Raw genomic sequence first — 23,546 nt, forward strand, 5'->3', positions numbered from 1 at the left:
GCGCGCTACTCCCCGGCCGGGACGGTGGCCGCGGGGCCGACCGGCGGCGTGACGGGATCCACGAACTCCCGCTCGGGGTGCATCGTGAAGGCCAGCGCGGCGCCGAGCAGGCACAGGCCGATCGAGCCGACGAAGGGCAGCGTCCAGCTCCCGGTCACGTCGACGATGACGCCGAAGACGATCGGCGAGACGATCGCCGCCACGGCGGAGCCGGTGTTCATCAGGCCGCTGGCGGTGCCGGCGTATTTCGGCGCGATGTCCATCGGCACCGACCAGATCGGTCCGATCACCAGTTCGGCGAAGAAGAAGCCGGAGGACAGCAGCAGCGCGACGAGGGTCAGGTCCCGGGTCATGAACACGCCCGCGAGGCTCGCGGCCGCCCCGAGGAAGCCGATCACGATCACCGACAGGCGCGCGAGCTTCACCTTGCCGGTGCGGTGCAGGATCGAGTCGCTGAGCAGGCCGCCGACCGTGTCGCCGACGACGCCGGCGAAGAACACGCCCGAGGCGAACAGGGCCGAGTTCTTCAGGTCGAGGCTGTAGTTCTCCTTAAAGAAGCTCGGCAGCCAGCCGAGGAACAGCCACAGGGTCCAGCCGTAGCAGAAATACGTGACGGTGACCGGCAGCATCCGGCGCGTCAGGGCGCCCCACGGCACGCTCTGCTTCGCGCCGACCTGGCGGGGCGGCGGCAGCGTCGCGAGCTCGGCCTCGGTGATCGCCGGATGCTCGGACGGGTCGTCGCGAAAGTACAGCCACCAGATCGCGACCCAGACGAAGCTCACCGCGCCGAGGATGACGAAGCTCGTCCGCCAGCCGAAATGGTAGATCAGGAAGGCCACGATCGGGGGCGCCACCGCGTTGCCGAGCCGCGCGAAGGCGTGGGTGATGCCCTGCGCGAAGCCGCGCCGGCCGGGCGCCGTCCAGTTCTGCATGGCGCGGGTGGCGGTCGGGAAGGTCGCGCCCTCGCCGAAGCCGAGCAGCACCCGGGCCATGAACAGGCTGACGAGGCCGCCGACCATGCCGGTCAGGATGGTCGCCGAGGCCCAGATCACCCCGCAGGCGAGCAGCGTGCGCCGGGCGCCGAACTTGTCGCCGACCGAGCCGCCGATCACCTGGAAGATCGCGTAGGGGTACGCGAAGGCCGACAGGATCAGACCGAAATCGGTCTTCGACATGCCGAAATCGCGCATGATCTCCGCACCGGCCGTGGCGATGTTCACCCGGTCCAGGTACGTGATGAAGTACATCAGACAGAGCAGGCCGAGCACGCCGTTCGTGGCGCTGAAGCGCTTCGACATCGACCGTTCCTCCCATGGGGGCGCCGCCTCGCGCGGTCGCCGGGCACCTCGGCTCTCGGGCCGGGCGCTCTTTCGTAATGCATTATTCAAACGCGTCGCGCGGCGGAAGGCAACCGCCGACGTGCATCCGGCACGTGAATTCGTTCCACGGGGTGCAACTGAAAACGGGGACCGCCCGGGCCCCCGTCTCGTGTCGGTCGTCGCTGAAAGGCGCCGCGGCGCCGGTCAGGCCGTCGCGGGCCGGAGCTGACCCTGCTCGGCCTCGGTCGGCGTGCCGATCGCCTTGCCGAGCGCCTTGCCGCGCGGCCCGACCCAGCTCCCGACCCACTTGCGCTGCCAGAGGGCGAGGCAACCGAGCACGATCGCGGTGAAGACGGCGTAGCCGACGAAGCCCAGCGAGAACGAGCCGGTATACTGCTTCGACAGGCCCATGACGTTCGGCAGGATCGCGCCGCCGAGCGCGCCGATCTCGCCGATCATCGAGCCGGCCACCGCCGTGTTGGTGGGCCAGCGCAGCGGGACGAGCTGGAACAGCGCGCCGTTGCCGGCGCCGAGCGCCGCGAAGCACAGCATGAACAGGAGCGTCGTGAGCGCCAGCGACGGGGTCGCGGTCAGCGAGAGCAGGGTCGCGATCGCCGCCAGCAGCACCACCGACAGCACCGCGATGCCGCCCATCCGGTCGGCGAAGTAACCGCCGACGATCCGGATGCCGGAGCCCATGAAGGCCGCCAGCATCGTCAGCCGCCCGGCCTCGACCTTCGTCACCGCGAACTGCTCGTAGAAGAAGGTCGGCAGGAAGTTCGACAGGCCGATGAAGCCGCCGAAGGTGATGACGTAGATCAGCGAGAACGCCCAGCCGTCCTTCGTGAACAGGCAGGAGACGTGCTCCTTGAAGGACTGGTGCTCGCAATCCGGCGGCTCCTTGGCGAGCACGATCATGACCGCCAGCGGCAGCAGCATCACGAGGCCCGCGAAGGCGTAGGTGGTCTGCCAGCCGTAGGCCTGGGCCAGCGGCGGGGCGAACAGCACGGCCAGCACGGTGCCGGAATTGCCGGCGCCCGCGATACCCATCGCCAACCCCTTGTGTTCCGGCGGGAACCAGCCGGAGCCGAGGGAGAGCGCGACGCCGAAGGACGCGCCGGCGATGCCGAGCAGCACGCCCATGGCGAGCACGTCGTTGTAGGAGGAGACGAAGAGATAGCCGTAGGCCATCGCCAGCATGATCACGACCATCTCGGTGATCGCGGCGTTCTTGCGGCCGATATACTGGGCCAAGACGCCGAGCGGGAAGCGCATCAGCGCACCGGCGAGGATCGGTAGCGAGATCATGAAGCCGGTCTGGGCCGGCGTCAGCTTGTAGGTCTCGGTGATGAACGGGCCCATGGCGCCGTTCAGGACCCAGATGGCGAAGCAGAAATCGAAGTAGAGGAATGCCGCGAACAGCGTCGGGGGGTGACCCGACTTCATCACCGTTTTGAAGCTGGCCATAGCTGGTGCTCGTCGTAAGTGGGCGAACCGCCGTGCGGTCGCTCATGCCGGGGATCCGGACTCACACCGTCCGCTGTTTGGAGCGTCGTTGCTCCGCCGCCGCAGCAGGCGCGGCTGACTGGGCAATGCAGCAAGCGTGCCATCCCGGACGGACGCCCGCCGACCGGATCGCTCGGCCGTCGCGGCGCCGCGGCCGAACCGCAATCCGCCAAGTCGCTGGCGCCGAGTCGCTGCCGCTCGGCGAGGCAGGCGTGCCGAGTAAACGGGCGCTCGCCCGGCGCCCTCACGGATCGGTGAGCGGCGCGGCCGAAATCGTTGCTGCACGAGGGCAACACACGCGGCGAGAAACGACCCGGAAGACCCTGTAAGTTGCCCTCGATGATCGTCGGCAACTTGGCGGTAAAGCGCGACCTTTGCTAAGCCCCGGGATGAGCTGTGCCGCGACTTCGTGCCGGCCCGCTCGCCTGCGCGTCGCGGCAAGCCCCGGCGGCGCCTCCCGAGGAATTCGAACCATGTCCGCCCCGATCCGTCGCCTTCTCCTGGCCGGCTTCACGGTCCTCGCCCTCGCCTCCGCCGCAAACGCCCAGGGCCGCGGCCCCGTGGGCGATGCCGGGATCGACGGGTTCGGCGACGATAATCAGCTCTACCAGGATCAGAACGGCGCGCTCTACGTGCGTCGCGGCGGCCGCTACCTGCCCTATACCGGCCGCACCGACTTCGTGCGCCCGGCACCCCCGCCGCCCGCCGCGCAGGCCCCGGTCGCGCCGCCGCCGGCCGCCAACCTGGAGACGGACCCGACGGTCCCGGCACGCCCGGGCAGCACGCCTCCGGCCGAGGGGCTCTCGCCGCTAGAGGCCGCCAAGGCCAAGGCCGTGCTCCGCGCGCCCGACAACGAGCCGATCGACTACGCCAAGATCTACGGCCCGATCACGGACGACGTGTTCCCGGTCCAGGCGTTCAATTACAAGAAGATGAACCCCGCCTTCCTCCGTCAGGAGATCGCCTATCACGGTCCCTACGAGCCGGGGACGATCATCGTCGACCCGCGGGCCCACCAGCTCACCCTGGTCGAGGCCAACGGCCGGGCCCGCCGCTACGGCGTCGGCGTCGGCAAGCAGGGCTTCTCGTGGTCGGGCACCGCGACGGTGAATTCCAAGCAGGCGTGGCCGGACTGGTATCCGCCGAAGGAGATGATCGCCCGCAGCCCGAAGCTCGCCAGCGAGGTCGACAAGCTGCAGAGCGGTCTCGGCGTCGCCGGCGGTCTGCGTAATCCGCTCGGCGCCCGCGCCATGTACCTTTGGCAGGGCAACAAGGACACGCTGTTCCGCATCCACGGAACCCTCGAGCCCTTCTCCATTGGCAAGAGCGTGTCGTCGGGCTGCATCCGGATGATCAATCAGGACGCGATCGACCTGTTCAGCCGGGTCGGCGTCGGCAGCAAGGTAGTGGTGCTGAACTGAGGCCGGGCCGGGCCCACCGCCCGAGCGCCGCCGGTCCGGGACCGGCGGTCCGCCGGTTCAGGTCAGCCCGCGCCGGTGTTCGCCGAGGATCCGGCGGACCGTCCCGGCCTCGGACCGGTACACCAGGGTCTCGGTCTGGATCTTGTCCGGCCGGAAGCGCACGCCGCGCAGGAGAGCCCCGTCCGTGATGCCCGTGGCGGCCACGATGACGTCGCCGCTCGCGAGATCGGTCAGGTCGTATTTCCGGTCCAGATTCTCGATGCCCATCTCGGCGGCCCGGCGCCGACGGTCCGGGGTGTCGAGGATCAGGCGTCCCTGCATCTGGCCGCCGATGCAGCGCATCGCGGCGGCCGCCAGCACGCCCTCGGGCGCCGCGCCGGTCCCGAGATAGAGGTCGATGCCCGTCTCCTCGGGGCTCGCCGTGAAGATGATGCCGGCGATGTCGCCGTCCGAGATCAGGCGGACCGCCGCGCCGGCCGCCCGCACCTCGGCCACGAGCGCCGCGTGGCGCGGCCGGTCGAGGATCAGCGCGGTGATCTGCTTCGGGTCGACGCCCTTGGCCCGGGCCAGCGCCGCGATGTTGTCGGTCGGGCTGGCGTCGAGATCGACGAGGCCGGGCGGGTAGCCGGGCCCGATCGCGATCTTCTGCATGTAGACGTCCGGCGCGGCGAGGAGCGAGCCGCGCTCGGCCATGGCCATGACGGCGATGGCGCCGGGCATGTCCTTGGCGCAGAGGGTCGTGCCCTCAAGCGGATCGACCGCGATGTCGACCTCGGGCCCTTCCCCGAGACCGAGCTGCTCGCCGATGAACAGCATCGGCGCCTGATCGCGCTCCCCCTCCCCGATCACCACGGTGCCGCGGATCGGCAGGCCGTTGAGTTCGTCGCGCATCGCGTCGACCGCGGCCTGGTCGGCCGCCTTCTCGTCGCCCTGGCCGCGCAATCGGGCGGCGGCGATGGCGGCACGCTCCGTCACGCGGGCCAGTTCGAGGGCGAGCGTGCGCGGGACGCCGCGCGATGCCGGCTTGGGGGCCTCTTCCATGGTTTCCTGCCTCTGGCCGGGTCCGATCTTGGGGTCGGATCCCGGATGGATACCGTCGGATGACGGCCGCGCAGCGTATACGCCGGTTCGCTAAAGCCCACTATCCTGCATCAAGCGGTGGGGGGTCACGCGACCGTATGCACTGTTATTCACGCTCGATCCGGATCAGCTGCGGCGGCTCCGCCAGCAGCCCGTCGGCGCCGATGGCGTCGAGGGCGTCGCGGATGTTGCCCTCGGTCGCCGCGTAGGTGATCAGCACCAGCGGCACCGGCCGGCCGGAGCGGCCGCGCGGATCGGTCTCCGGCCCCTCGACGCGGCGCTGCAGGATGCTCTCCAGGGAGATGGATCGCTCGGCCATCCGCTGCGCGACGCCGGCCGCGACGCCCGGGCGGTCATGGACGGTGAGGCGGATGTAGTAGCCGCCCTCGTGACGTTGCATCTCCACGCGCTCGCTGGCGCGCATCGCCGCGGCCGGAACGCCGAAGGTCGGGCGGATCACGCCGCGCGCCACGTCGGCGATGTCGGCCACCACCGCGGAGGCCGTGGCCTCGCCGCCGGCGCCGGGACCGATGAGCGTGAGCTCGCCCACCGCGTCCGCGTCGATCGTCACGGCGTTGGTCACGCCCATGACCTGCGCGATCGCCGAGGATTTCGGCACCATGGTCGGGTGGACCCGCTGCTCGATGCCGGCCTCGGTCGCCTGCGCGACGCCGAGCAGCTTGATCCGGTATCCGAGTTCGTCCGCCATGCGCAGATCGAGGGGCTGCACCCGGGAGATGCCCTCGACCGACACGCCGTCGGCGTCGACGACGGTCCCGAAGGCGAGGCTCGTCAGGATCGCGAGCTTGTGCGCGGTGTCGAACCCCTCGACGTCGAAGGTCGGGTCCGCCTCGGCGTAGCCCAGGGCCTGCGCGTCCTTCAGGCAGGCCTCGAAGGTCAGCCCCTCGCGCTCCATGCGGCTGAGGATGTAGTTGCAGGTGCCGTTGAGGATCCCGTAGACGCGGGAGACCGCGTTGCCCGGCAGGCCCTCGCGCAGGGTCTTGATCACCGGGATGCCGCCGGCCACCGCCGCCTCGAAGGCGAGGGCCACGCCCTTCGCCTCGGCCTGCGCGGCCAGGGCGGCGCCGTGACGGGCCAGCAGCGCCTTGTTGGCGGTCACCACCGGCTTGCCCGCCGCGAGCGCCGCCTCGACCACGGCCTTGGCCGGTCCCTCGGCGCCGCCGATCAGCTCGACCACGCAGTCCACGGATTCCGACCGGGCGAGCGCCACCGGATCGTCGAACCACGCGATGCCGGACAGGTCGAGGCCGCGGTCCCGGCCACGGTCGCGCGAGGAGACCGCGGTGACGCGGATGTCGAGGCCCGCCGCAGCGAAGGCGGCGCGGCGGCGCTCGACCATCCGGACAACGGACGCACCGACGGTCCCGAGTCCGGCGATCCCGAGGCGAAAGCTCACTGTCATGACCCCTTCCGTGCCCGGGCGACCGCGATGGGCCGGGCGCCCGATGCGGCGCACTTCTGCAAGAATTCCGCCCCGCCCGCAAGGAATTGGCCCGGGACCGCGGGGCGTGTCACCCGGCGGTCTCCCGGTGGCGGATCGCCGTCGCCACGAGGGCGTACAGGACGACGGCGTTCAGCACATGCCAGAGCGGGTGCGTGCCGGTCGGCAGCAGCGCGCAGGCCGCCCGGTCGCCGGTTCGCGCCGCGAGCGAGATCAGGAAGAGCAGTCCGATGCCGGCGAGCCGCCGCCCGGTCCCGACGAAGCGCTCCTCCGGCCGCCGCGCGGCCGCCCAGGCGACGCCGAACAGCGCCAGCAGGGCCGGCAGGTAGTCGACCGATCCGTTGGTCAGCCGCGCGACGTCGAGGCCGGTCAGCCCGTCGAGCAGGGGCGTGAGCGCGAATCCGAGGAGCGCGAAGCCGCCCGTCGCCGCCGCGACCCGGACCGGCGCCAAGCGCAGGAACCGCGAGAGGGCCAGCGCGAGATAGGCGTAGATGAACAGCGCGATCGGGACGACGTCCGCGAGCATCGCCCAGTAGACCGCCAGGGTGTGGAACAGGAACGAGCCGACGCCCACCACGGCGATCAGGGCCGCCAGCCCGAGGCAGGTCCGGTCCGGCGGATCGGTGACGGCGGCGCGCCGCGCCGCGGCGGCGGCGGCCAGCAGGAAGGCCGCGTTCGACAGCGCGTTCGCGGGCTCGGCCCAGAAGTCCGGCCCGCCCCGCTCGCAGTAAGCCGACACCGGCTCGAACCAGTTCATCCGCCGACCCTACTTGCCCGTCCTTGCGCCGGGATGGCCTTGTCAGCGCGACGCGAAGCGCGGATGACGGCCGGGCGGCGACCGGAAGCGAGGCGATGCGGATCACCACCTGGAACGTCAACTCGATCAAGCAGCGGCTCCCGCACCTCCTCGGCTTCCTGGAGGAGGCGCGGCCCGACGTGGTCTGCCTGCAGGAGCTGAAATGCCAGGACGAGGCCTTCCCGCGCGCCGACATCGAGGCAGCGGGCTACGCGGTCGAGACGCTGGGCCAGAAGGCCTATAACGGCGTGGCGCTGCTGGTCCGGGCGCCCCTCGGCATGTCGGAGATTCGGCGCGGGCTGCCGGGCGACGCCGCCGACGAGCAGGCCCGCTACATCGAGGCGCTGATCTCGGGCGCGGACACCTGCCCGGTGCGCGTGGCGTCGATCTACCTGCCGAACGGCAACCCGGTGGACAGCCCGAAATACCCGTACAAGCTCGCCTTCATGGAGCGGCTGCGGCTCCACGCCCGGGCGCTGCTGGACGACGAGATCGCGGTGGTGCTGGCGGGCGACTACAACGTCATCCCGGAGGCGGCCGACGCGGCCGATCCGGAGGCGTGGCGCTCGGACGCCCTGTTCCTCGGGACGACCCGGTCCGCGTTCCGGGCGATCCTCGCCGAGGGCTACACCGACGCCCTGCGCGCCTGCGACCCGCGCGACGGGCTCTACACCTTCTGGGACTATCAAGCCGGGTGCTGGCAGCGGAATGCCGGCATCCGCATCGACCATCTGCTGCTCTCGCCCCAGGCCGGCGACCGCCTGGTCTCGGCCTCGGTCCAGAAGCACATGCGCGGGCTCGACAAGCCGTCGGACCACGTGCCGGTGACGGCGGAGCTGGCGGCCGGTTAGAGCCGCGATCGGGGGGAACGACGATGATCATCTACGGTAGCAGCGTGTCGCCCTACGTGCGCAAGGTGCTCGCGGCGCTCTACGAGAAGGGCGTCGCCTTCGAGCACCGCCCGGTCGGCTTCCACGCGGCGGATCCCGGCTTCCGGGCGGCGAGCCCGATGGGGAAGATCCCCGCGATGGAGGATGCCGGGTATCGCCTCGCCGATTCGAGCGCCATCGTGGACTATCTCGAGCGGCTGCATCCGGCGCCCGCGCTGATCCCCGAGGACGCGCGGGACGCCGCCTGCGCCCGCTGGTTCGACAAGTTCGGCGAGTGCGAGCTGACCCGGCAGGTGCTGGTGCCGTTCGTCGAGCGCTTCCTCAAGCCCCGCCTGTTCAAGGTCGAGGGCGACGAGGCCCTGGCGCAGCGGACCGTCGACACGGCGCTGCCGCCGCTGTTCGACTACCTCGAATCGCAGATCGCCGGGCCCTACCTCGTCGGCGGCCGGTTCGGCATCGCCGACATCGCCGTGGCGGCGCCGTTCCACAACCTGCGGCTGGCCAAGGTCCCGGTCGACGGCGCCCGGTGGCCGAAGCTCGCCGACTGGGTGGCGGCGACGCTGGAGCGGCCGTCCTTCACCGCGGCGATCGCCGCGGCGAAGAGCTGAGGCCGCTCAGCGCCGCTTGCACAGTCGAGGGCGGCTCAGCGCCGCTTGCGGATCGAGCCCACGGTCTGGAGCTGCGTCTGCGCCTCGGCGCGGTCGTCCTCGCTGGCGGCCGCCCAGTTCTTCTCGTAGAGCGCGACGATCCAGTCGTCCTTGCGGCTCTCGGCGCCTTCCCGGGCGAGCGAGAGCCACATCAGGCCGCGCACCCGCTGGACCGGGATGCCGCCCAGGCCGTTGACCAGCATGTCGCCGAGCAGCGCCTGCGCCGGGTGGTGGCCCTTCTCGGCGGCGAGGTTGAACCAGCGCGCGGCCTGCCGCGGGTCGGCCTCGACGCCGGTGCCGTCGAGGTAGAGCCGGGCGAGATTGTACTGCGCGTTGGGGTCCCCGTAGTAGGACGCCGCGTAGTTGAACATGTCGTAGGCGCGCTCGGGATTGGGGCGCACGTAGGTGCCCTTGATCCCCTCCAGGAAGTAGGTGCCCAGCGCCGTGAAGGCGCTGCCCAGGACCGCCGAGTTCTGCGGATCGGGCCCGTCGTCGGTGCTGGCGTCGGCGATCCGCGAGAAGAACTCGAACGCCTTCAGGTCGTCGTGCGGGACGCCGTCGCCGTCGGCGTACATCCGGCCGAGCTTCCACAGCGCAAGGGCGTGGCCCTGGCCGGCCGCGTACTCCAGCGCGCGGGCGGCGCCCTGCTTGTCGCCGGCATTGTACTCGCGCATGCCGGCGCGCAGCGCGTCCTTGGCCGATCGGTAGCTCTTGTCGGCGACCGGGACCTGCACGGGCGTGCGGACATTGGCGTCGAGGGCGCGCGACGGCGCGACCGGCAGCGCGACCAGGGCGAGCGCCCAGGTCGCGACCGCGAGCCGGCCGACGGACCGGAACCGACCGGGATCGGCCCCGGCCGGCGCCCTGCGCCGGCTGAGGTCAGTCCTAGACGTCCGCATAGCTCTGCGTCTCCTTGGCACCTCCCGGATGGGTGACGGCGCCGTACAAGGCCGGGCCGACGCCCTGCGCGTATTTCCAGAGGTAGCCGGAGGTCGCGGTGTTGGGCCGCGCGGTCCAGGCCTTGCGCCGCTCGGCCAGCTCCGCGTCCGACAGGGCGACGCTGAGCGTGCCCTGGATCGCGTCGAGGGTGATGACGTCGCCGTCGCGCAGCAGCCCGATCGGGCCGCCCACGGCGGCCTCGGGGCCGACATGCCCGACGCAGAAGCCCCGGGTCGCGCCCGAGAAGCGCCCGTCGGTGATCAGCGCGACCTTGTCGCCCATGCCCTGGCCGTAGAGGGCCGCGGTGGTCGACAGCATCTCGCGCATGCCGGGGCCGCCCCGCGGGCCCTCGTAGCGGATCACGAGGACGTCGCCCTCCTCGTAGCTGCGGGCCTGCACGGCCGCGAAGCAGGCCTCTTCGCCGTCGAACACGCGGGCCGGGCCGGTGAAGACCTGCTTCTCGGCCGGGATGCCGGCGACCTTCACGATCGCGCCCTCGGGGGCGAGGTTGCCCTTCAGGCCGACGACGCCGCCGGTCGGGGTGATCGGCTTGTTGGCCGGGTAGACCACGTCCTGGTCCGGGTTCCAGGTCACCCGGTCCATGTTCTCCGCGATGGTGCGGCCGGTGACCGTCAGGCAGTCGCCGTGCATGAAGCCGTGGTCGAGGAGCGTCTTCATCAGCAGCGGGATGCCGCCGACCTCGAACATGTCCTTGGCGACGTAGCGCCCGCCGGGCTTCAGGTCGGCGATGTAGGGCGTGCGCCGGAAGATCTCGGCCACGTCGAACAGGGTGAACTCGATGCCGCACTCGTGGGCGATCGCCGGCAGGTGCAGCGCCGCGTTGGTGGAGCCGCCCGAGGCCGCCACCACCGTGGCGGCGTTCTCCAGCGCCTTGCGGGTGACGATGTCGCGCGGGCGGATGCGCTTCTCCAGGAGCTCCATCACCTTCTCGCCGGCGGTGGCGCAGAACTTGTCGCGGATCTCGTAGGGGGCCGGGGCGCCGGCCGAGTAGGGCAGCGCCAGGCCAATCGCCTCGGAGACGGTCGCCATGGTGTTGGCGGTGAACTGCGCGCCGCAGGCGCCGGCCGACGGGCAGGCGACCTGCTCCAGCTCGTCGAGGTCCTCGAGGCTCATGTCGCCGACGGCGACCTTGCCGACCGCCTCGAACAGGTCCTGGACGGTCACGGGCTTGCCGCGGAACGAGCCGGGCAGGATCGAGCCGCCGTAGATGAAGATCGAGGGCACGTTCAGCCGGACCATCGCCATCATCATGCCGGGCAGAGACTTGTCGCAGCCCGCGAGGCCGACGAGGGCGTCGTAGGCGTGGCCGCGCATGGTCAGCTCGACCGAGTCGGCGATGACCTCCCGCGACGGCAGCGACGCGCGCATGCCGCCATGGCCCATGGCGATGCCGTCGGTGACGGTGATCGTGCAGAACTCGCGCGGCGTCCCGTTGGCGGCGGCGACGCCCTTCTTCACCGCCTGCGCCTGGCGCATCAGCGAGATGTTGCAGGGCGCGGCCTCGTTCCAGCAGGAGGCGACACCCACCAGCGGCTGGTGGATCTGCTCGCGGGTCAGGCCCATGGCGTAGAGGTAGGAGCGGTGCGGGGCGCGGTCGGGCCCCTCCGTGACGTGGCGACTCGGCAGCTTCGACTTGTCGTTCAAACGCGTCACCATGACTTCAGACCAAGCCTTCGCAGCCGATCCCGAGGGTGCGTTGAACCGCGGCGCGTCGCCGTTCGCGAGGCGCCGGGAGATCCGTCCGCGTGCTCGGGAAGTCCTCGTTTCCGAACGGTAAACCGTTGTCGAATTTGCCGTTTACCGCGGATGTTGAGGTGGGCCCGGACTATGGCGGGATCGCGGCGTTTACGGGCAGGTCTCGGGGCGGAGCGGGGATCGTTTTACGGTGTTGCGACCCCGCCACAGCCACGCTTGCGGCCATTTCGGCGGCGACGACAAGATGAAGGACAATGGCCCGGCGCTAACGGGGCGCTTCTCCGAGACGCAACTTGTCTTCGGAGAAGCCGAGGATCTCCCGGCCGCGATCCGGGCGGGACGCGGCAATCCGGCACCCGGAAAGTCGCTGTATCACTATCCCTGCGCGGGACCGGCGCCGGCAATACGCCGACCGACGGGCGGAACGACATGTCGCACCGCCGCCGCGGCAGGTCCGGCGCGCCAATCTGCTTGCGCGCCGCGCGGTCCTCGCTCGCGCGGAACGGTGGGTCCGGCGCGCGTCCGTGGCGGCGTCGCGGGCCTGATCGGATAAAGCCCGCATGCCGCTTTTCGCGGCCGACGCGCCGCTCTTCGCCGACGCAGGCCGGGATCGGGCGTCCTGCACCGGCACCCGCTTCGCGGCGGCGCGGCCGGGATCACGGGATCACAGGACGACGTGATCCCGGCCGGATCCGCGCTCAGGCCGCTCCGGCGTGCGGCGCCGGGATCTCGGTCGAGATGGCATCCACCGTGCGCGGCATCGGGCTGCCCTGCCCGTCCGCGCGCTGGATCCGGACCTGCTGATTGACCGGCTGCATGTTGCCGAAGGGCGTCGAGAAGGCGATCTCCGCGGCGTCGCGCCCGACGCCGATCCGCACCAGCCCGTCGAGGTCGGCCTGCCGGGTGGCGTCGAACAGCCACCAGCGCCCGTCGAGATAGGCCTCGAACACCGCGTGGAAGTCGCTCGGGACGAGGCCGTGGGCGTAGCAGCTCACGAACCGGGCTGGGATCCCGAGCGCCCGGCAGAAGGCGGCGCCGATATGCGCGAAGTCGCGGCAGACGCCGGCGCGCTTCAGGAGCGACTCGTGGGCGGTCGTCTCGCCGTCGCTGGAGCCGGGCTGGTAGGCGATGTGGTCGTGGATCCAGTTGCAGATCTGGTTCACGCGCGCGTGGCCCTTGGGGAGCGCCCCGAACTCGGCGAGCGCGAAGGGCGTCAGCCGGTCCGAGGAGACGAACCGGCTCGGCAGCAGGAACGGCAGGATGTCGAGGGGCAGCTGCCCGATGGGCGTCTCGTTGACGGTCGCCGGGTCGGCCCGGTGCACGGTCAGGTCGACCTCGGCATTGTACTCCAGCGCGAACTGACCGGTCGGGACGTTGACCGCGAGATAGCGGTTCTGGAGATCGGGGGTCGTGTAGAGATCGCGCTTGAGGTTCGGCGTCAGGACCAGGCTCTCGCTGAGGATCTCGACGCTCTTCAGCTTCGCCACCTCCAGATTAAAGATGAAGGTGGTGTCCGAGAGGATGTTGTAGGACAGGCTGCAACCGAGGGTGTAGCGCATCGGATCTCCTTGCCGGATGACGGCCCATCCGCCGTCCAAGCAAGGGGCGCGCCCGACCGTCGGTTCCGGCTCAATCGGGGGGCGCGTGCGAGACGGCGGCGCCGCGTGCGTCGGACGGCGCCACCGTCATCGCGAGCGCAGCGAAGCGAGGCAGAGCAGCGCGTCCCTGGATTGCTTCGCTCCGCTCGCAAGGACGGCTGAAGCGATGGAGCCGGTCTTAGCCGCGCTCGGCGCCATCCCTCGGGAGCAGCACCACCGTCAGAGAGCGCACGCCCTGCGCGCCGTGGATGAGGACGCCCTCGATGTCGGCGGTGGCCGACGGGCCGGTATGCAGCACCGCGTAGGCCGAGCGGCCGAATTCCGGCCGGCGGTAGGCCGCCTGCACGTTCGGCACGATGTCGGCCGGGTCGAGCAGCACGACGAGGTGCTGCGCGAGATAGGCGACGGCGTTGACGATCAGCTGGTCCTGCGTGAACAGCACCGAGCCGGTCTCGGCGATGCCGAACACCGCGCGGACCACCGCCACGTCCACGTCCTCGACCTCCTGGGGCGCGCGCACGCTCCGCAGGTCGCGGTTGCCGGTCAGCTCCGGCACCGCGGAGGCGATAACCTTGGCGGCGTCGAGGCGCTCGCGCACGCCCGCGAACACGTCGCCGGTGCCGGGCTCGGCCACGCGGCCGCCCATGCGCTTCAGTCGCTCGCCGAACTCGGCGACCAAGTCCTCGCCGACCAGCGGCGCGAACAGCGGCACCTCCGGCAGCGGGAAGTCGCCGGCCGGCCGGTTCCTGCGGATGCCGTCGAGGATCGCGTCGCGGGCGCTCATCGACCCGTGTCCTTCATGCGGTTCTGCTTGTACCAGGCGTGGAAGGTCTGGCGCGGCGCGTCGGGCATCTCGCGCTTCTTCCCCCAGGTGTTGAGCGGGTTGTAGACCGCGAAGCGCGGCAGGACCTTCAGGGCGGAATCCGCCGCGCCGATCGCCGCCCGGTAGGCGGCCGGGCGCGAGAGCACGGCGCCCGCGGCCTTCATCATGCCCTGCTTGAGCGCCGGGATCTGGTGCTCCTCGACCAGCACCTTCCGCCACGCGAAGATCTGCTCGTGGATATTGATCTTTACCGGGCAGACGTTGGTGCAGGAGCCGTTCATCGTCGAGGAGAACGGCAGCGTCGAGTATTTCCGCTTGTTGAAGGTCGGATCGATGATCAGACCGATCGGCCCCGAATAGGTCGCGCCGTAGGAGAGGCCGCCCGAGCGCCGGTAGACCGGGCAGGTGTTCATGCACGCGCCGCAGCGGATGCATTTCAGCGAGGTCCAGAACTCCTCCATGCCGAGGCGCTCGGAGCGGCCGTTGTCGACCAGCACCATGTGCATCTCGGTGCCCGCGCGGGGGCCGCGGAAATGCGAGGTGTACTGGGTGATCGGCGAGCCCAGCGCCGAGCGCGACAGCAGGCGGATGAACACCCCGAGGTGCTCGACCTTCGGGATGATCTTCTCGATGCCGATGGAGTGGATCTGCAGCGGCGGCACGTTGCCGGACAGGTCGGCGTTGCCCTCATTGGTGCAGGTCACGACCGTGCCGGTCTCGGCGATCGCGAAGTTGCATCCGGTCATGCCGGCATCGGCCTTCAGAATGTAGGGCCGGGTGGTCTCGCGCTGGCTCTCGGCAAGGTAGTGCGCGTCGTCGTTGTCCGGATCGGTGCCGAGCGTCTTGGCGAAGACCTCGGCCACGTCCATCCGGGTCTTGTGGACGGCCGGCGCCACGACGTGGCTCGGCTCCTCGTTGTCGAGCTGCTGGATCCGCTCGCCGAGATCCGTCTCGATGACCTCGATGCCGTTGGCCGCCATGTGGTGGCGGAAGCCGCACTCCTCGGTGAGCATCGACTTCGACTTCACCAACGTCTTCGCGCCGTGACTCCGCAGGATGTCCAGCACGATCCGGTTGTGATCGGCGCCGTCCTTCGCCCAGTGCACGTGGACACCGTTGGCCTTCGCGGCCGCCTCGAACTGCTCGAGGTACCGGTCAAGGTGGCTCAGCGTGTGGGTCTTGATCTGCGAGGCGAGCTCGCGCAGCTCCTCCCACTCCGGGATGCCGTGCGCGGAGGCGTCGCGCTTCTTGCGCAGGTCCCACAGGCGCTCGTCGTGGGCGGCCTGGTGCAGCGGCGCCGCGAGGAAGCGCTCGGCGGCCTCCGACTGATTGATCGGCCGGTCGCCCCGGATCTTCGCGCCGCGCGGCTGCGGCTCCCGGGTCTGCGGGGCGCGGATCGGCTTCGAGGCGGCTTCCGCGTGCTGGAGACGCCGGCCGTCCGGCGCCCGCTCGCTCTCGTCGTGGCCGGCCCGCACCTCGGGGTGGATGACGCCTTCGCGCTCGCGGGGGTTGAGGTCCTCGGCGCTCATGCGGCGGCTCCGTTCAGCACCTGCGCGATGTGGATGTACTTGAGCGGCAAGCCGAGCCGTTCGGCGCAGCCCTTCTGGTGCATGAGGCAGGAGGAATCCGCCGAGACGACGTAGGCGGCCCCGGCCCGGTTCTGATCGGCGACCTTGTCGTAGCCCATCTTCGCCGAGACGGCGGGCTCGAACACCGAGAAGGTGCCGCCGAAGCCGCAGCACTCGTCCGGCCGGGCGAGGTCGACGAGCTCGACCCCCTTCACGAGGCGCAGCAGGTCGAGGGGCTTCGAGAAGTAGGGCTTCACCAGCTCGGTCGGCCGCGCGTGGTGGATGCCGCGCAGGGCGTTGCAGTTGGTGTGATAGGCGACCTTGTGGGGGAAGTTCGCCCAGGGCAGGTCCTCGACCTTCAGCACGTCGTGCAGGAACTCCACGAGCTCGTAGGTGCTGGCGCGGACGTGCCGGACCTCGTCGGTCTGCGGGATCGCCGTCAGGTGCTCGCGCACCTGATGGACACAGGATCCCGACGGGGCGACGATATAGTCGAAGCCGGAGAAGTTCTTGACGAACAGCGCCTCGGTCGCGGCGGCCTCGGCGTGGCAGCCGGTGTTGGTCATCGGCTGGCCGCAGCAGGTCTGGTCGAACGGGTACTCGACCGTGCAGCCCAGGCGCTCGAGGAGCTCCAGGGTGGCGATCCCGACCTCGGGCTCGAAGGCGTCGACGTAGCACGGCACGAACAGGCCGACCCGCATGGTCCGGCAACTCCCTGGATCACCTGGCCCAGCGGCCTGGAACGGTTCAAGACTGACCGAGGGTCTACCGGAAGGGGCGGCCCTTGGCGAGGTCGCCCGCTGCGGCACCGTGCCCGCTGTAACCGGGGAGTTTTCCTGGGAAGCGATGCCGCGCGCTTGATTTCCGACGCCTCAGAGTCGAAGGACGTCTGGAAGCGTTCCGAAGAGATCATCACCATGGAAGAACTGCTCGCCCGCGTCACCACCCGCACCGGGCTCGACGCCGCGACCGCTCAGACCGCCATCGGGCACATCCTGGCCTTCCTGCAGAAGGAAGGGCCCGCGGCCGAGGTCGGCCAGCTGCTGGCGGCCCTGCCGGGCTCCGAGGCGCTGATCGCCGAGTCGAATGCCGGCGACAGCGGCGGCGGCGGCCTGATGGGCATGCTCGGCGGCATGATGGGCGGCGGCGGCGTCATGGCGCTCGGCCAGAAGCTGATGGCCGCCGGCGTGCCGATGGGTCAGATGCAGCCGCTCGGCCAGGAGCTGTTCGCCTTCGGCCGCGAGAAGGTCGGCGAGGACGCGATGGGCCCGATCATCGGTTCGATCCCGGGGCTGAACCAGTTCGTCTGACCGCGGACCGGTGTGCGCGGCCGCACTGCATTCGGGTGACGCCTGGACGAAAGTAAAAAAGAGGTTGCGGAGCGAAAGCTTGACGGAACCTGTCCACGCGATCCCCGTTATTGGGGATGTGGACCGGATCGACGCCTTCGGCAGTGTCCGGTACCGCACTCAAGCAGGCCGGCCATGCCCGTCTTCGAAGCCAAGAACCTGGACAGCGAGTTCGAAGGGCAGTCCCTGCTCGCTGCCATCCTGCACCCGACCCGCGCGGCGCAGACCCGGGCCCTGAGGCACGGTCGCCGGCGCGCTGAGCGCGCGGCGGCCCTGGCCGATCCGATGACGATCGAGCCGCGCTTCCCGATCGCGCCCGGCGAGCTGGCGCCGACCGGGTTCACGGGCCGCTGAGGGCTACCAAGCCTGCGCGGTGACGAGGCCCTGGCGGGTCACCACCACCCATTCCCGACCGTGGCGCTCGACGCCCTCGACGCGGCCGACGCCCGGGATGACGTCGCCGGGCGCGACCTCGACGAGGCGGCGCCGGCGGTTCTCCAGGATCGCGGTGCCCTCGTAGACGTCCCGCAGGGCCCAGCCCTCGATGACCGGCGGCTTGTCGGCCGCCGCCGGCTTCGGCTTGGGCTCGCTCACCTTGGCGTCCGCGACCTTGACCTCGGGCTTCGCCTCGGCGGCGCGGGCGGGCTCGCCGATGCTGCCGGTCTGGGTCGGCTCCGCCTTCGCGGCGGCCGGAGTCGCGGCCGAGCGGCGGTCGAGCTGCGCGGCGAGGCCGCTGAGGCGGGTGTTGTGGTCGCGCTCGACCTGCTCGAGCCGCTCGCCGAGGGCCGTGATCTTGCCGTTCAGGCTCTTGTCGACCTGCGCCAGGCGCTCGCCGAGGGCGGTGCTGCGGCTGGCCGCCTCCTTCCGCGCCACGTCGGTCGAGGCGCGCAGGTCGGCGAGCACGGTGTGGAGCTGCGCGATGTCGGCGGCGAGGCGCACGGTCTCGGTGCGGCCGGCATCGAGCGTCGTCTCGAGGGCCGCGAGCGCGTCGGGCCGGACCGAGGCCGGGCGGGAGAGCGCCATGACGCCCCCGCCCAGGAGGACACCGACCGCCAGGGTCGCGCCCGGGATCGCGAACCGCTTCGGATCCAGGCGCGCCAGCGACGCCAGCGCGAACTTCCCGCCGGCCGGCGAGGCCGCGGTCTCGGTCGCGGCGGCCGCGGCGTCGGTCTTGCCGGTCACCGCGGCCTTGAGCAGGTCGGCCGGCGAGATGCCCTGGGAAACGCCCTGCTTGGCTTCGATCTTCGTCATCGCCCCGAACTCCGCACGCGGCCTCGCGCTGCAAGCGTTCGTTAAGGACGTTTGTTTACGAAACCCTTACCGCACGCCCGTCGCTCAGGCCGCGAGCCCGCGCTTCTTCAGGAGCGGCTCGATGCTCGGCATCCGCCCGCGGAAGGCCGTGTAGGCCTCGCGCGGGTCGCGCAAATTGCCGGCCCCGTACACGAAGGTCCGCAGCCGCTTCGCCGTCTCCGGATCGAAGATGTCGCCGACCTCGCGGAACGCGTCGAAGGCGTCCGCGTCCAGCACCTCAGACCAGAGATAGCTGTAGTATCCGGCGGCGTAGCCATCCCCCGAGAAGATGTGGGCGAAGTGCGGCGTCCGGTGCCGCATGCTGATCTCGGCCGGCATGCTGATCCGCCGCAGCGCCTCGGCCTCGAAGGCGGGCACGTCGAGACCGCCCTCGCCTTCCGCCGAGAGGTGCAGGGTCATGTCGACGATCGCCGAGGACGTGTACTCCACGGTGGCGAAACCCTGGTTGAAGGTCCGCGCGGCGAGCAGCTTCCGCAGCAGGGCGTCGGGCATGGGCTCGCCCGTGCGATGGTGGCGCGCGTGGGTCCGCAGGACTTCCGGCTGCTCCAGCCAGTGCTCGTAGAGCTGCGAGGGCAGTTCCACGAAGTCGCGCGACACCGCCGTCCCGGACAGGAGCGGGTAGGTCACATCCGAGAGCAGCCCGTGCAGGGCGTGGCCGAATTCGTGGAACAGGGTGCGCGCGTCGTCGAAGGACAGCAGCGTCGCCTCGCCGTCCGGCGCCTTGGCGAAGTTCATGACGTTGACGATGATCGGCGTGACCGTCCCGTTCAGGCGCTCCTGCGAGCGGAAGGCGCTCATCCAGGCGCCGGACCGCTTCGAGGCGCGGGCGAAGTAGTCGCCCAGGAACAGGCCGACCTCGGACCCGTCGGGATTGCCGACCCGCCAGACCCGGACATCGGGATGGTAGCGCGGCACGTCGGCGAGTTCCGTGAAGGTCAGACCGAACAGCCGCGAGGCCGTGTCGAACGCCGCCTGGATCATCCGCTCCAGCGGCAGGTATGCCTTGATCTCGCTCTCGTCGAGGTCGTGCTCGGCGCGCCGCACCTTCTCGGCGTAGTGCCGCCAATCGTGCGCCTGGAGGGCGAAGTTGTGCCCCTCCGCCTGGATGGTGGCCTGGAGACGGTCGCGCTCCTCCGCCGCCCGCGCCCGGGCCGGCGTCCACACATCCCGCAGCAGCCCGGTCGCCGCGTCCGGGCTCGCCGCCATCGTGTCGTCGAGGGCGAAATGGGCGAAGCTCTCGAAGCCGAGGAGCCGCGCCCGCTCGGCGCGCAGCCGGATGATCTCCGCGATGATCGCCCGGTTGTCGGTCGCGCCGCCGTTCTCGCCGCGCCGCGTCCAGGCCGCGTAGGCGCGCTCGCGCAGGTCGCGCCGGGTCGAGCAGACCAGGAACGGCTCGATCAGTGAGCGGGACAGGGTGATGACGTGCCCGTCGAGGCCGCGCTCCTTCGCGGCGCTCTCGGCCGCGGCCCGCAGGAACGGCGGCAGGCCGGCCAGATCCTCCTCGCCCTGCAGCGGCAGGGTGAAGCTGCTCTCGTCGGCCAGGAGGTTCTGGCTGAACGTGGTCCCGAGCTCCGCCATACGCGCCGCGATCTCGGCGATGCGGGCTTTGTCCTCGGGCCCGAGATCCGCCCCCGACCGGCGGAAGCGGATCCGGTACCGGTCGAGGACCCGGCGCTGCTCCGCGCTCAGGCCCTCGGCGTCGATCGCCGAGATCCGGGCCCAGAGCTCGGGGTTGAGGTAGATGGCGCTGCCGTGCCGGGCGAGCTTCGGCCCGATCTCCCGCTCGATGGCCTGCAGCTCGGGGTTCGTGTGGCTGCCTGTCAGGTTGTAGAACACGCCGGCGACGCGCTCGAGGGCGAGGCCGGCCCGCTCCATCGCCTCGACGGTGTTGCCGAAGGTGGCGGGAGCGGACTCACTCGCGATGGCGCGGATCTCGGAATCGTGCGCCGCCAGGGCGGCGTCGAACGCGGGCCGGTAGTGCTCCGGCCGGATCCGCTCGAACGGCGGGAGGCCGTGCGGGGTGCTCCACTGCGCCTCGCGGAAGGGATTGTCCGGCGGCAGGCTCGGGAGCCCGGCATCAGCTGCGTCCGACATGCAGTCCTCGATCTCGACGTCCACGCGACGGCGCGATCGTCCGCGCCGCAGGTGCGCCGACATGGGGTGTGCCGGCGCGATCCGGAAGACAGTGGTCCGATCGGCGCGGCCGTCAACCGGGTCCGGGCGATCCGAATGGCGTCTCGCCCGTTGTAGAGGCCAACGCCCACGCTTCGAGGCCCCATGCCGGGACGCAGCCTGTCGATCCTCCGATCCGCGACGCTCCTGGCGGGCGGCGCCCTCGCCGCGGGGCTCGCGCTACCGGCCACGCCGGTCGGCGCCGTCGACACGCCGGCGGCCACGGTGCCGACGCCCCCGCCGCTGCCGCCGGAGCGCCCCGAGGCGCTGAAGCCGCCCGTCGCCGAGCCGGCGCCACCGATGCCGCCGGCGCGGCCGCCCGAGCTGAAACCTGCGGTGGCTGAGCCGAGCAAGGAGCCGAGCAAGGACCTGGCCCGGGAGCCGTCGAGGGAGAATGGCCGGGACAAGCCGCCGGAGTCCGGGCAGGAAACCGCGAAGGAGACCGCGAAGCCCGATATCCCCGCACCGCCGCCGGCGCCGCCCGCGCGGCCGCCGGAGCTGTCGGGCGCCGCAGCCCTGGCGCTCAAGGTGACACCGCCGGACGATTCCGCCTGCCGGACACGCCTCAAGCGCCTCGGGGTCGAGTTCGAGCCGCTGCCGCCGATCTCCGAAGGCCAGTGCACCGCGCCGCTGCCGCTCAAGGTGACGAAGTTCGCCGACGGGGTGGTGCTGCCGCAGGGCGCCACGCTGACCTGCCGGACCGCCGAGGCGCTGGCGCGCTGGGTCACGGAGGTGCAGATCGAGGCCGATCGAACGCTGAAGCATCCGCTGACCGCGCTCGAACTCGGCGGTTCCTATGTCTGCCGGGGACAGAACCACGACGTCGACGCCAAGCTCAGCGAGCACGCCTTCGCCAACGCCGCCGACATCATGGGCTTCGCCTTCGCGGGACGCGCGAGCATCCCCGTCAAGGCGATGCCGGACGGCTCCGAGGAGGCGCAGTTCCTCGGCGCGGTGCGCGCCAAGGCCTGCGGCTTCTTCCGCACCGTCCTCGGCCCGGGCTCGAACGCCGCCCACGCCAACCATTTCCACCTCGACGAGCGCGAGCGTAACGGCGGTCACCGCCTATGCCAGTAGAGCGGCGTGGAACGTTCCCGCAGGTCCGGCATTTCTCGGCTCGGGAGCGCGCCCGCTCCCCGGAATGACGACGGCGATGATCCCGAAACCTTGGCGGCCGGTCTGCGTGGCTCTCCTGGCGAGTTGTCTGGCCGCGCACGGCGCGGCTGCCCGGACCGGGAAGGGCCGGAAGGCCGAGACGGCGCAGCCGCCGGCGCTGACCGCCGAGGCGGTGAACGCCGCGACCCTGGCGCAGCCGGGCGCCGGGAAGAGCGAGGGCACGAAGTCCGACGCGAAGGCCCGTCGGGCCAAGTCGTCGGACGACAAGCCCGATCCGCTGATCGTCAAGGCCCAGGTGCTGCTCGATCGCGCGCGCTTCTATCCCGGAGCGATCGACGGCCGGAAGGGTGACAATTACCGTCACGCCCTCTCGGCCTTCGCGGTAGCGCAGGGGCTTCCCGCCGGCGAGACCCTGACGCCCGAGATCTGGGACAAGCTCCAGGCGACCAGCGACAAGCCCGCCGTCACGGACTACACGCTCTCCGAGGCCGACGCGGCGGGCCCCTACGTCGAGCGGATCCCGCCCAAGATGGAGGAGCAGGCCGAGCTCAAGTCGCTGGGCTACACCAATCCCCGCGAGATGCTGGCCGAGCGCTTCCACATGAGCCGCGACCTCGTGAGCGCGCTCAATCCCGGCAAGCCCCTCGACAAGGCCGGCACGACCATCGCGGTCGCGGCGGTGGACCCGATGGGCATGGACAAGCCGAAGGGCAAGGATCTGCCCCAGGAGCCGAAGGTCGAACGCATCGAGGTCGACAAGTCGAGCCGCGACGTCCGCGCCTACGGCGCCGACGGGAAGCTCGTGGCCTATTACCCCGCGTCGATCGGCAGTGCCGAGAAGCCGGCCCCGAGCGGCGAGACCAAGGTGAAGGGCGTCGCGTTCGACCCGGACTACACCTACAACCCGAAATACGCGTTCAAGGGCGTGAAGGCGCAGCACAAATTCACCATCCAGTCGGGGCCCAACAACCCGGTCGGCCTGGTCTGGATCGACCTGGCGATTCCGAGCTACGGGATCCACGGGACGCCCGAGCCCGAGAAGGTCGGGAAGACGGAGTCCCACGGCTGCATCCGCCTGACCAACTGGAACGCCCGCGACCTCGCCGCGCATGTGACACGGGGCGCCAAGGTCACGTTCAAGGACGACTGAGCGGCCGCGCGGCGACACTCGCATACGCCCGCGCGAAGCCGCCCGCACAAAAATGTATCATCGGTTAACATAGCGCCCGGTCTGGGTGTCGGAACGGGCCGGGAACGCTTGACACATTGCGCATTACGGGCGACGCCTCAGGTTGTCTCGCGGGCTGACCCTCGGGCCGCGTTCACCCGTCCGGACGCTGCTCACGCGGTGCGCAAGGCGTGACCAGCCGCATGGCAAGATCCCCGGCGACGGGGGCATTCGAAGGGAAGACGGCCCGGCGTGATTGCTGACCCCAACGACGACGTCCTCAACGGCGTCCGTGTTCTCGTCGTCGAGGACGAGGCCGCGATCTCGATGCTGCTGGAGGACATGCTCCTCGATTTCGGCTGCGCCGTGGTCGGGCCGGCCGCGCGGCTGTCCTCCGCGCTGGAGATGGCGTCGCAGGAAGCGTTCGAGGTCGCCATTCTCGACGTGAACGTGGCGGGTGAGCCGATCTACCCGGTCGCCGAGGCCATCGCCAAGCGCGACCTGCCGCTGGTCTTCTCGACCGGTTACGGCGGTGCCGGCATCCGCGAGCCGTTCCGCGACAGGCCCGTCGTCCAGAAGCCGTTCAGCCAGGCCGACCTGAAGCGGACCCTGATCGGGGCGATCCGCGCCGCCCGGGACTGAGACCCGGCGCGTCGGCTCCGGCG

Annotated in this window: 21 protein-coding genes; 8 read left to right on the top strand and 13 right to left on the bottom strand. The window is 70.9% G+C overall.

What is annotated here, in order from left to right; genetic code table 11:
- Positions 1–5 precede the first annotated feature (5 nt).
- Together BM314_RS01810 and BM314_RS01815 are read right to left on the bottom strand one after the other, a co-directional pair.
- Complete coding sequence (locus tag BM314_RS01810) at positions 6–1,298, bottom strand: MFS transporter (protein WP_020091892.1); 1,293 nt, start codon at positions 1,296–1,298, stop codon at positions 6–8.
- Positions 1,299–1,523: 225 nt separating this feature from the next.
- Complete coding sequence (locus BM314_RS01815) at positions 1,524–2,786, bottom strand: MFS transporter (protein WP_020091891.1); 1,263 nt, start codon at positions 2,784–2,786, stop codon at positions 1,524–1,526.
- A 512-nt stretch (positions 2,787–3,298) separates the two neighbouring features.
- Here BM314_RS01815 and BM314_RS01820 point away from each other — a divergent pair.
- Positions 3,299–4,246 carry a L,D-transpeptidase gene (locus BM314_RS01820; RefSeq protein ID WP_091926585.1) on the top strand — a complete coding sequence of 316 codons (948 nt, stop codon included), beginning with the start codon at positions 3,299–3,301 and terminating at the stop codon, positions 4,244–4,246.
- A gap of 57 nt (positions 4,247–4,303) precedes the next feature.
- On the opposite strand, the gene glpX is transcribed toward BM314_RS01820, so the two are convergent.
- The 3 genes from glpX to BM314_RS01835 form a co-directional block, all read right to left on the bottom strand.
- Positions 4,304–5,287, bottom strand: a complete 984-nt coding sequence (gene glpX, locus BM314_RS01825; protein ID WP_020091889.1) for a class II fructose-bisphosphatase — start codon at positions 5,285–5,287, stop codon at positions 4,304–4,306.
- A gap of 145 nt (positions 5,288–5,432) precedes the next feature.
- The gene (locus BM314_RS01830; protein ID WP_091976631.1) at positions 5,433–6,749 is read right to left on the bottom strand and encodes a homoserine dehydrogenase; all 1,317 of its coding nucleotides are present in this window, start codon (positions 6,747–6,749) and stop codon (positions 5,433–5,435) included.
- 109 nt (positions 6,750–6,858) lie between these two features.
- Positions 6,859–7,545: a ceramidase domain-containing protein gene (locus tag BM314_RS01835; RefSeq protein WP_091677122.1), complete on the bottom strand. Its 687-nt coding sequence runs from the start codon at positions 7,543–7,545 to the stop codon at positions 6,859–6,861.
- A gap of 95 nt (positions 7,546–7,640) precedes the next feature.
- Between BM314_RS01835 and xth the strand changes: the two genes are divergently transcribed.
- Positions 7,641–8,435: an exodeoxyribonuclease III gene (gene xth, locus BM314_RS01840; protein ID WP_091976633.1), complete on the top strand. Its 795-nt coding sequence runs from the start codon at positions 7,641–7,643 to the stop codon at positions 8,433–8,435.
- 23 nt (positions 8,436–8,458) lie between these two features.
- Positions 8,459–9,082, top strand: a complete 624-nt coding sequence (locus BM314_RS01845) for a glutathione S-transferase family protein (RefSeq protein WP_091976634.1) — start codon at positions 8,459–8,461, stop codon at positions 9,080–9,082.
- A gap of 35 nt (positions 9,083–9,117) precedes the next feature.
- Here BM314_RS01845 and BM314_RS01850 read toward each other — a convergent pair whose 3' ends face one another.
- The 6 genes from BM314_RS01850 to BM314_RS01875 form a co-directional block, all read right to left on the bottom strand.
- Positions 9,118–10,020 carry a tetratricopeptide repeat protein gene (locus tag BM314_RS01850; RefSeq protein ID WP_091927843.1) on the bottom strand — a complete coding sequence of 301 codons (903 nt, stop codon included), beginning with the start codon at positions 10,018–10,020 and terminating at the stop codon, positions 9,118–9,120.
- Entirely contained in the window at positions 10,007–11,737 is a 1,731-nt protein-coding gene (gene ilvD / locus BM314_RS01855; protein ID WP_091976635.1) for a dihydroxy-acid dehydratase, read from the bottom strand. Before ilvD ends, BM314_RS01850 begins: the two co-directional genes overlap by 14 nt.
- 737 nt (positions 11,738–12,474) lie before the next feature.
- Positions 12,475–13,335 carry a transglutaminase-like domain-containing protein gene (locus BM314_RS01860; RefSeq protein WP_020091882.1) on the bottom strand — a complete coding sequence of 287 codons (861 nt, stop codon included), beginning with the start codon at positions 13,333–13,335 and terminating at the stop codon, positions 12,475–12,477.
- A gap of 217 nt (positions 13,336–13,552) precedes the next feature.
- Positions 13,553–14,158: a LutC/YkgG family protein gene (locus BM314_RS01865; protein ID WP_091976637.1), complete on the bottom strand. Its 606-nt coding sequence runs from the start codon at positions 14,156–14,158 to the stop codon at positions 13,553–13,555.
- Complete coding sequence (locus BM314_RS01870) at positions 14,155–15,726, bottom strand: lactate utilization protein B (protein ID WP_056528400.1); 1,572 nt, start codon at positions 15,724–15,726, stop codon at positions 14,155–14,157. The genes BM314_RS01865 and BM314_RS01870 overlap by 4 nt, the downstream gene beginning before the upstream one ends.
- Positions 15,723–16,466, bottom strand: coding sequence for a (Fe-S)-binding protein (locus BM314_RS01875; RefSeq protein ID WP_091976638.1), 744 nt, complete (start codon positions 16,464–16,466; stop codon positions 15,723–15,725). Before BM314_RS01875 ends, BM314_RS01870 begins: the two co-directional genes overlap by 4 nt.
- A gap of 216 nt (positions 16,467–16,682) precedes the next feature.
- Between BM314_RS01875 and BM314_RS01880 the strand changes: the two genes are divergently transcribed.
- Together BM314_RS01880 and BM314_RS01885 are read left to right on the top strand one after the other, a co-directional pair.
- Positions 16,683–17,075 carry a DUF2267 domain-containing protein gene (locus BM314_RS01880; RefSeq protein ID WP_091976677.1) on the top strand — a complete coding sequence of 131 codons (393 nt, stop codon included), beginning with the start codon at positions 16,683–16,685 and terminating at the stop codon, positions 17,073–17,075.
- A gap of 174 nt (positions 17,076–17,249) precedes the next feature.
- A complete protein-coding gene (locus BM314_RS01885; RefSeq protein WP_012319883.1) occupies positions 17,250–17,468 on the top strand; it encodes a hypothetical protein in 219 nt (72 codons plus the stop codon).
- 3 nt (positions 17,469–17,471) lie between these two features.
- On the opposite strand, the gene BM314_RS01890 is transcribed toward BM314_RS01885, so the two are convergent.
- Together BM314_RS01890 and BM314_RS01895 are read right to left on the bottom strand one after the other, a co-directional pair.
- On the bottom strand, positions 17,472–18,365 hold the full coding sequence (locus BM314_RS01890) for a hypothetical protein (RefSeq protein WP_091976640.1): 894 nt from the start codon (positions 18,363–18,365) through the stop codon (positions 17,472–17,474).
- Positions 18,366–18,449: 84 nt separating this feature from the next.
- The gene (locus tag BM314_RS01895) at positions 18,450–20,519 is read right to left on the bottom strand and encodes a M3 family metallopeptidase (protein WP_091976678.1); all 2,070 of its coding nucleotides are present in this window, start codon (positions 20,517–20,519) and stop codon (positions 18,450–18,452) included.
- Positions 20,520–20,702: 183 nt separating this feature from the next.
- Here BM314_RS01895 and BM314_RS01900 point away from each other — a divergent pair, with 183 nt between their 5' ends.
- The 3 genes from BM314_RS01900 (at position 20,703) to BM314_RS01910 (ending at position 23,523) form a co-directional block, all read left to right on the top strand.
- Positions 20,703–21,674 carry an extensin family protein gene (locus tag BM314_RS01900; RefSeq protein ID WP_091976641.1) on the top strand — a complete coding sequence of 324 codons (972 nt, stop codon included), beginning with the start codon at positions 20,703–20,705 and terminating at the stop codon, positions 21,672–21,674.
- 76 nt (positions 21,675–21,750) lie between these two features.
- A complete protein-coding gene (locus BM314_RS01905; RefSeq protein WP_091976680.1) occupies positions 21,751–22,863 on the top strand; it encodes a L,D-transpeptidase family protein in 1,113 nt (370 codons plus the stop codon).
- 270 nt (positions 22,864–23,133) lie between these two features.
- On the top strand, positions 23,134–23,523 hold the full coding sequence (locus BM314_RS01910; protein ID WP_012319888.1) for a response regulator: 390 nt from the start codon (positions 23,134–23,136) through the stop codon (positions 23,521–23,523).
- Positions 23,524–23,546: the final 23 nt, after the last annotated feature.

It is taken from the genome of Methylobacterium sp. 13MFTsu3.1M2 (genome assembly GCF_900112625.1).
Lineage (GTDB): Bacteria > Pseudomonadota > Alphaproteobacteria > Rhizobiales > Beijerinckiaceae > Methylobacterium.

What these genes read in the sequence shown, in the direction of transcription:
- BM314_RS01810 (WP_020091892.1), bottom strand. Translation starts at nt 1,298, where the DNA reads ATGTCGAAGCGCTTCAGCGCCACGAACGGCGTGCTCGGCCTGCTCTGT.
- BM314_RS01815 (WP_020091891.1), bottom strand. Translation starts at nt 2,786, where the DNA reads ATGGCCAGCTTCAAAACGGTGATGAAGTCGGGTCACCCCCCGACGCTG.
- BM314_RS01820 (WP_091926585.1), top strand. Translation starts at nt 3,299, where the DNA reads ATGTCCGCCCCGATCCGTCGCCTTCTCCTGGCCGGCTTCACGGTCCTC.
- glpX (WP_020091889.1), bottom strand. Translation starts at nt 5,287, where the DNA reads ATGGAAGAGGCCCCCAAGCCGGCATCGCGCGGCGTCCCGCGCACGCTC.
- BM314_RS01830 (WP_091976631.1), bottom strand. Translation starts at nt 6,749, where the DNA reads ATGACAGTGAGCTTTCGCCTCGGGATCGCCGGACTCGGGACCGTCGGT.
- BM314_RS01835 (WP_091677122.1), bottom strand. Translation starts at nt 7,545, where the DNA reads ATGAACTGGTTCGAGCCGGTGTCGGCTTACTGCGAGCGGGGCGGGCCG.
- xth (WP_091976633.1), top strand. Translation starts at nt 7,641, where the DNA reads ATGCGGATCACCACCTGGAACGTCAACTCGATCAAGCAGCGGCTCCCG.
- BM314_RS01845 (WP_091976634.1), top strand. Translation starts at nt 8,459, where the DNA reads ATGATCATCTACGGTAGCAGCGTGTCGCCCTACGTGCGCAAGGTGCTC.
- BM314_RS01850 (WP_091927843.1), bottom strand. Translation starts at nt 10,020, where the DNA reads ATGCGGACGTCTAGGACTGACCTCAGCCGGCGCAGGGCGCCGGCCGGG.
- ilvD (WP_091976635.1), bottom strand. Translation starts at nt 11,737, where the DNA reads ATGGTGACGCGTTTGAACGACAAGTCGAAGCTGCCGAGTCGCCACGTC.
- BM314_RS01860 (WP_020091882.1), bottom strand. Translation starts at nt 13,335, where the DNA reads ATGCGCTACACCCTCGGTTGCAGCCTGTCCTACAACATCCTCTCGGAC.
- BM314_RS01865 (WP_091976637.1), bottom strand. Translation starts at nt 14,158, where the DNA reads ATGAGCGCCCGCGACGCGATCCTCGACGGCATCCGCAGGAACCGGCCG.
- BM314_RS01870 (WP_056528400.1), bottom strand. Translation starts at nt 15,726, where the DNA reads ATGAGCGCCGAGGACCTCAACCCCCGCGAGCGCGAAGGCGTCATCCAC.
- BM314_RS01875 (WP_091976638.1), bottom strand. Translation starts at nt 16,466, where the DNA reads ATGCGGGTCGGCCTGTTCGTGCCGTGCTACGTCGACGCCTTCGAGCCC.
- BM314_RS01880 (WP_091976677.1), top strand. Translation starts at nt 16,683, where the DNA reads ATGGAAGAACTGCTCGCCCGCGTCACCACCCGCACCGGGCTCGACGCC.
- BM314_RS01885 (WP_012319883.1), top strand. Translation starts at nt 17,250, where the DNA reads ATGCCCGTCTTCGAAGCCAAGAACCTGGACAGCGAGTTCGAAGGGCAG.
- BM314_RS01890 (WP_091976640.1), bottom strand. Translation starts at nt 18,365, where the DNA reads ATGACGAAGATCGAAGCCAAGCAGGGCGTTTCCCAGGGCATCTCGCCG.
- BM314_RS01895 (WP_091976678.1), bottom strand. Translation starts at nt 20,519, where the DNA reads ATGTCGGACGCAGCTGATGCCGGGCTCCCGAGCCTGCCGCCGGACAAT.
- BM314_RS01900 (WP_091976641.1), top strand. Translation starts at nt 20,703, where the DNA reads ATGCCGGGACGCAGCCTGTCGATCCTCCGATCCGCGACGCTCCTGGCG.
- BM314_RS01905 (WP_091976680.1), top strand. Translation starts at nt 21,751, where the DNA reads ATGATCCCGAAACCTTGGCGGCCGGTCTGCGTGGCTCTCCTGGCGAGT.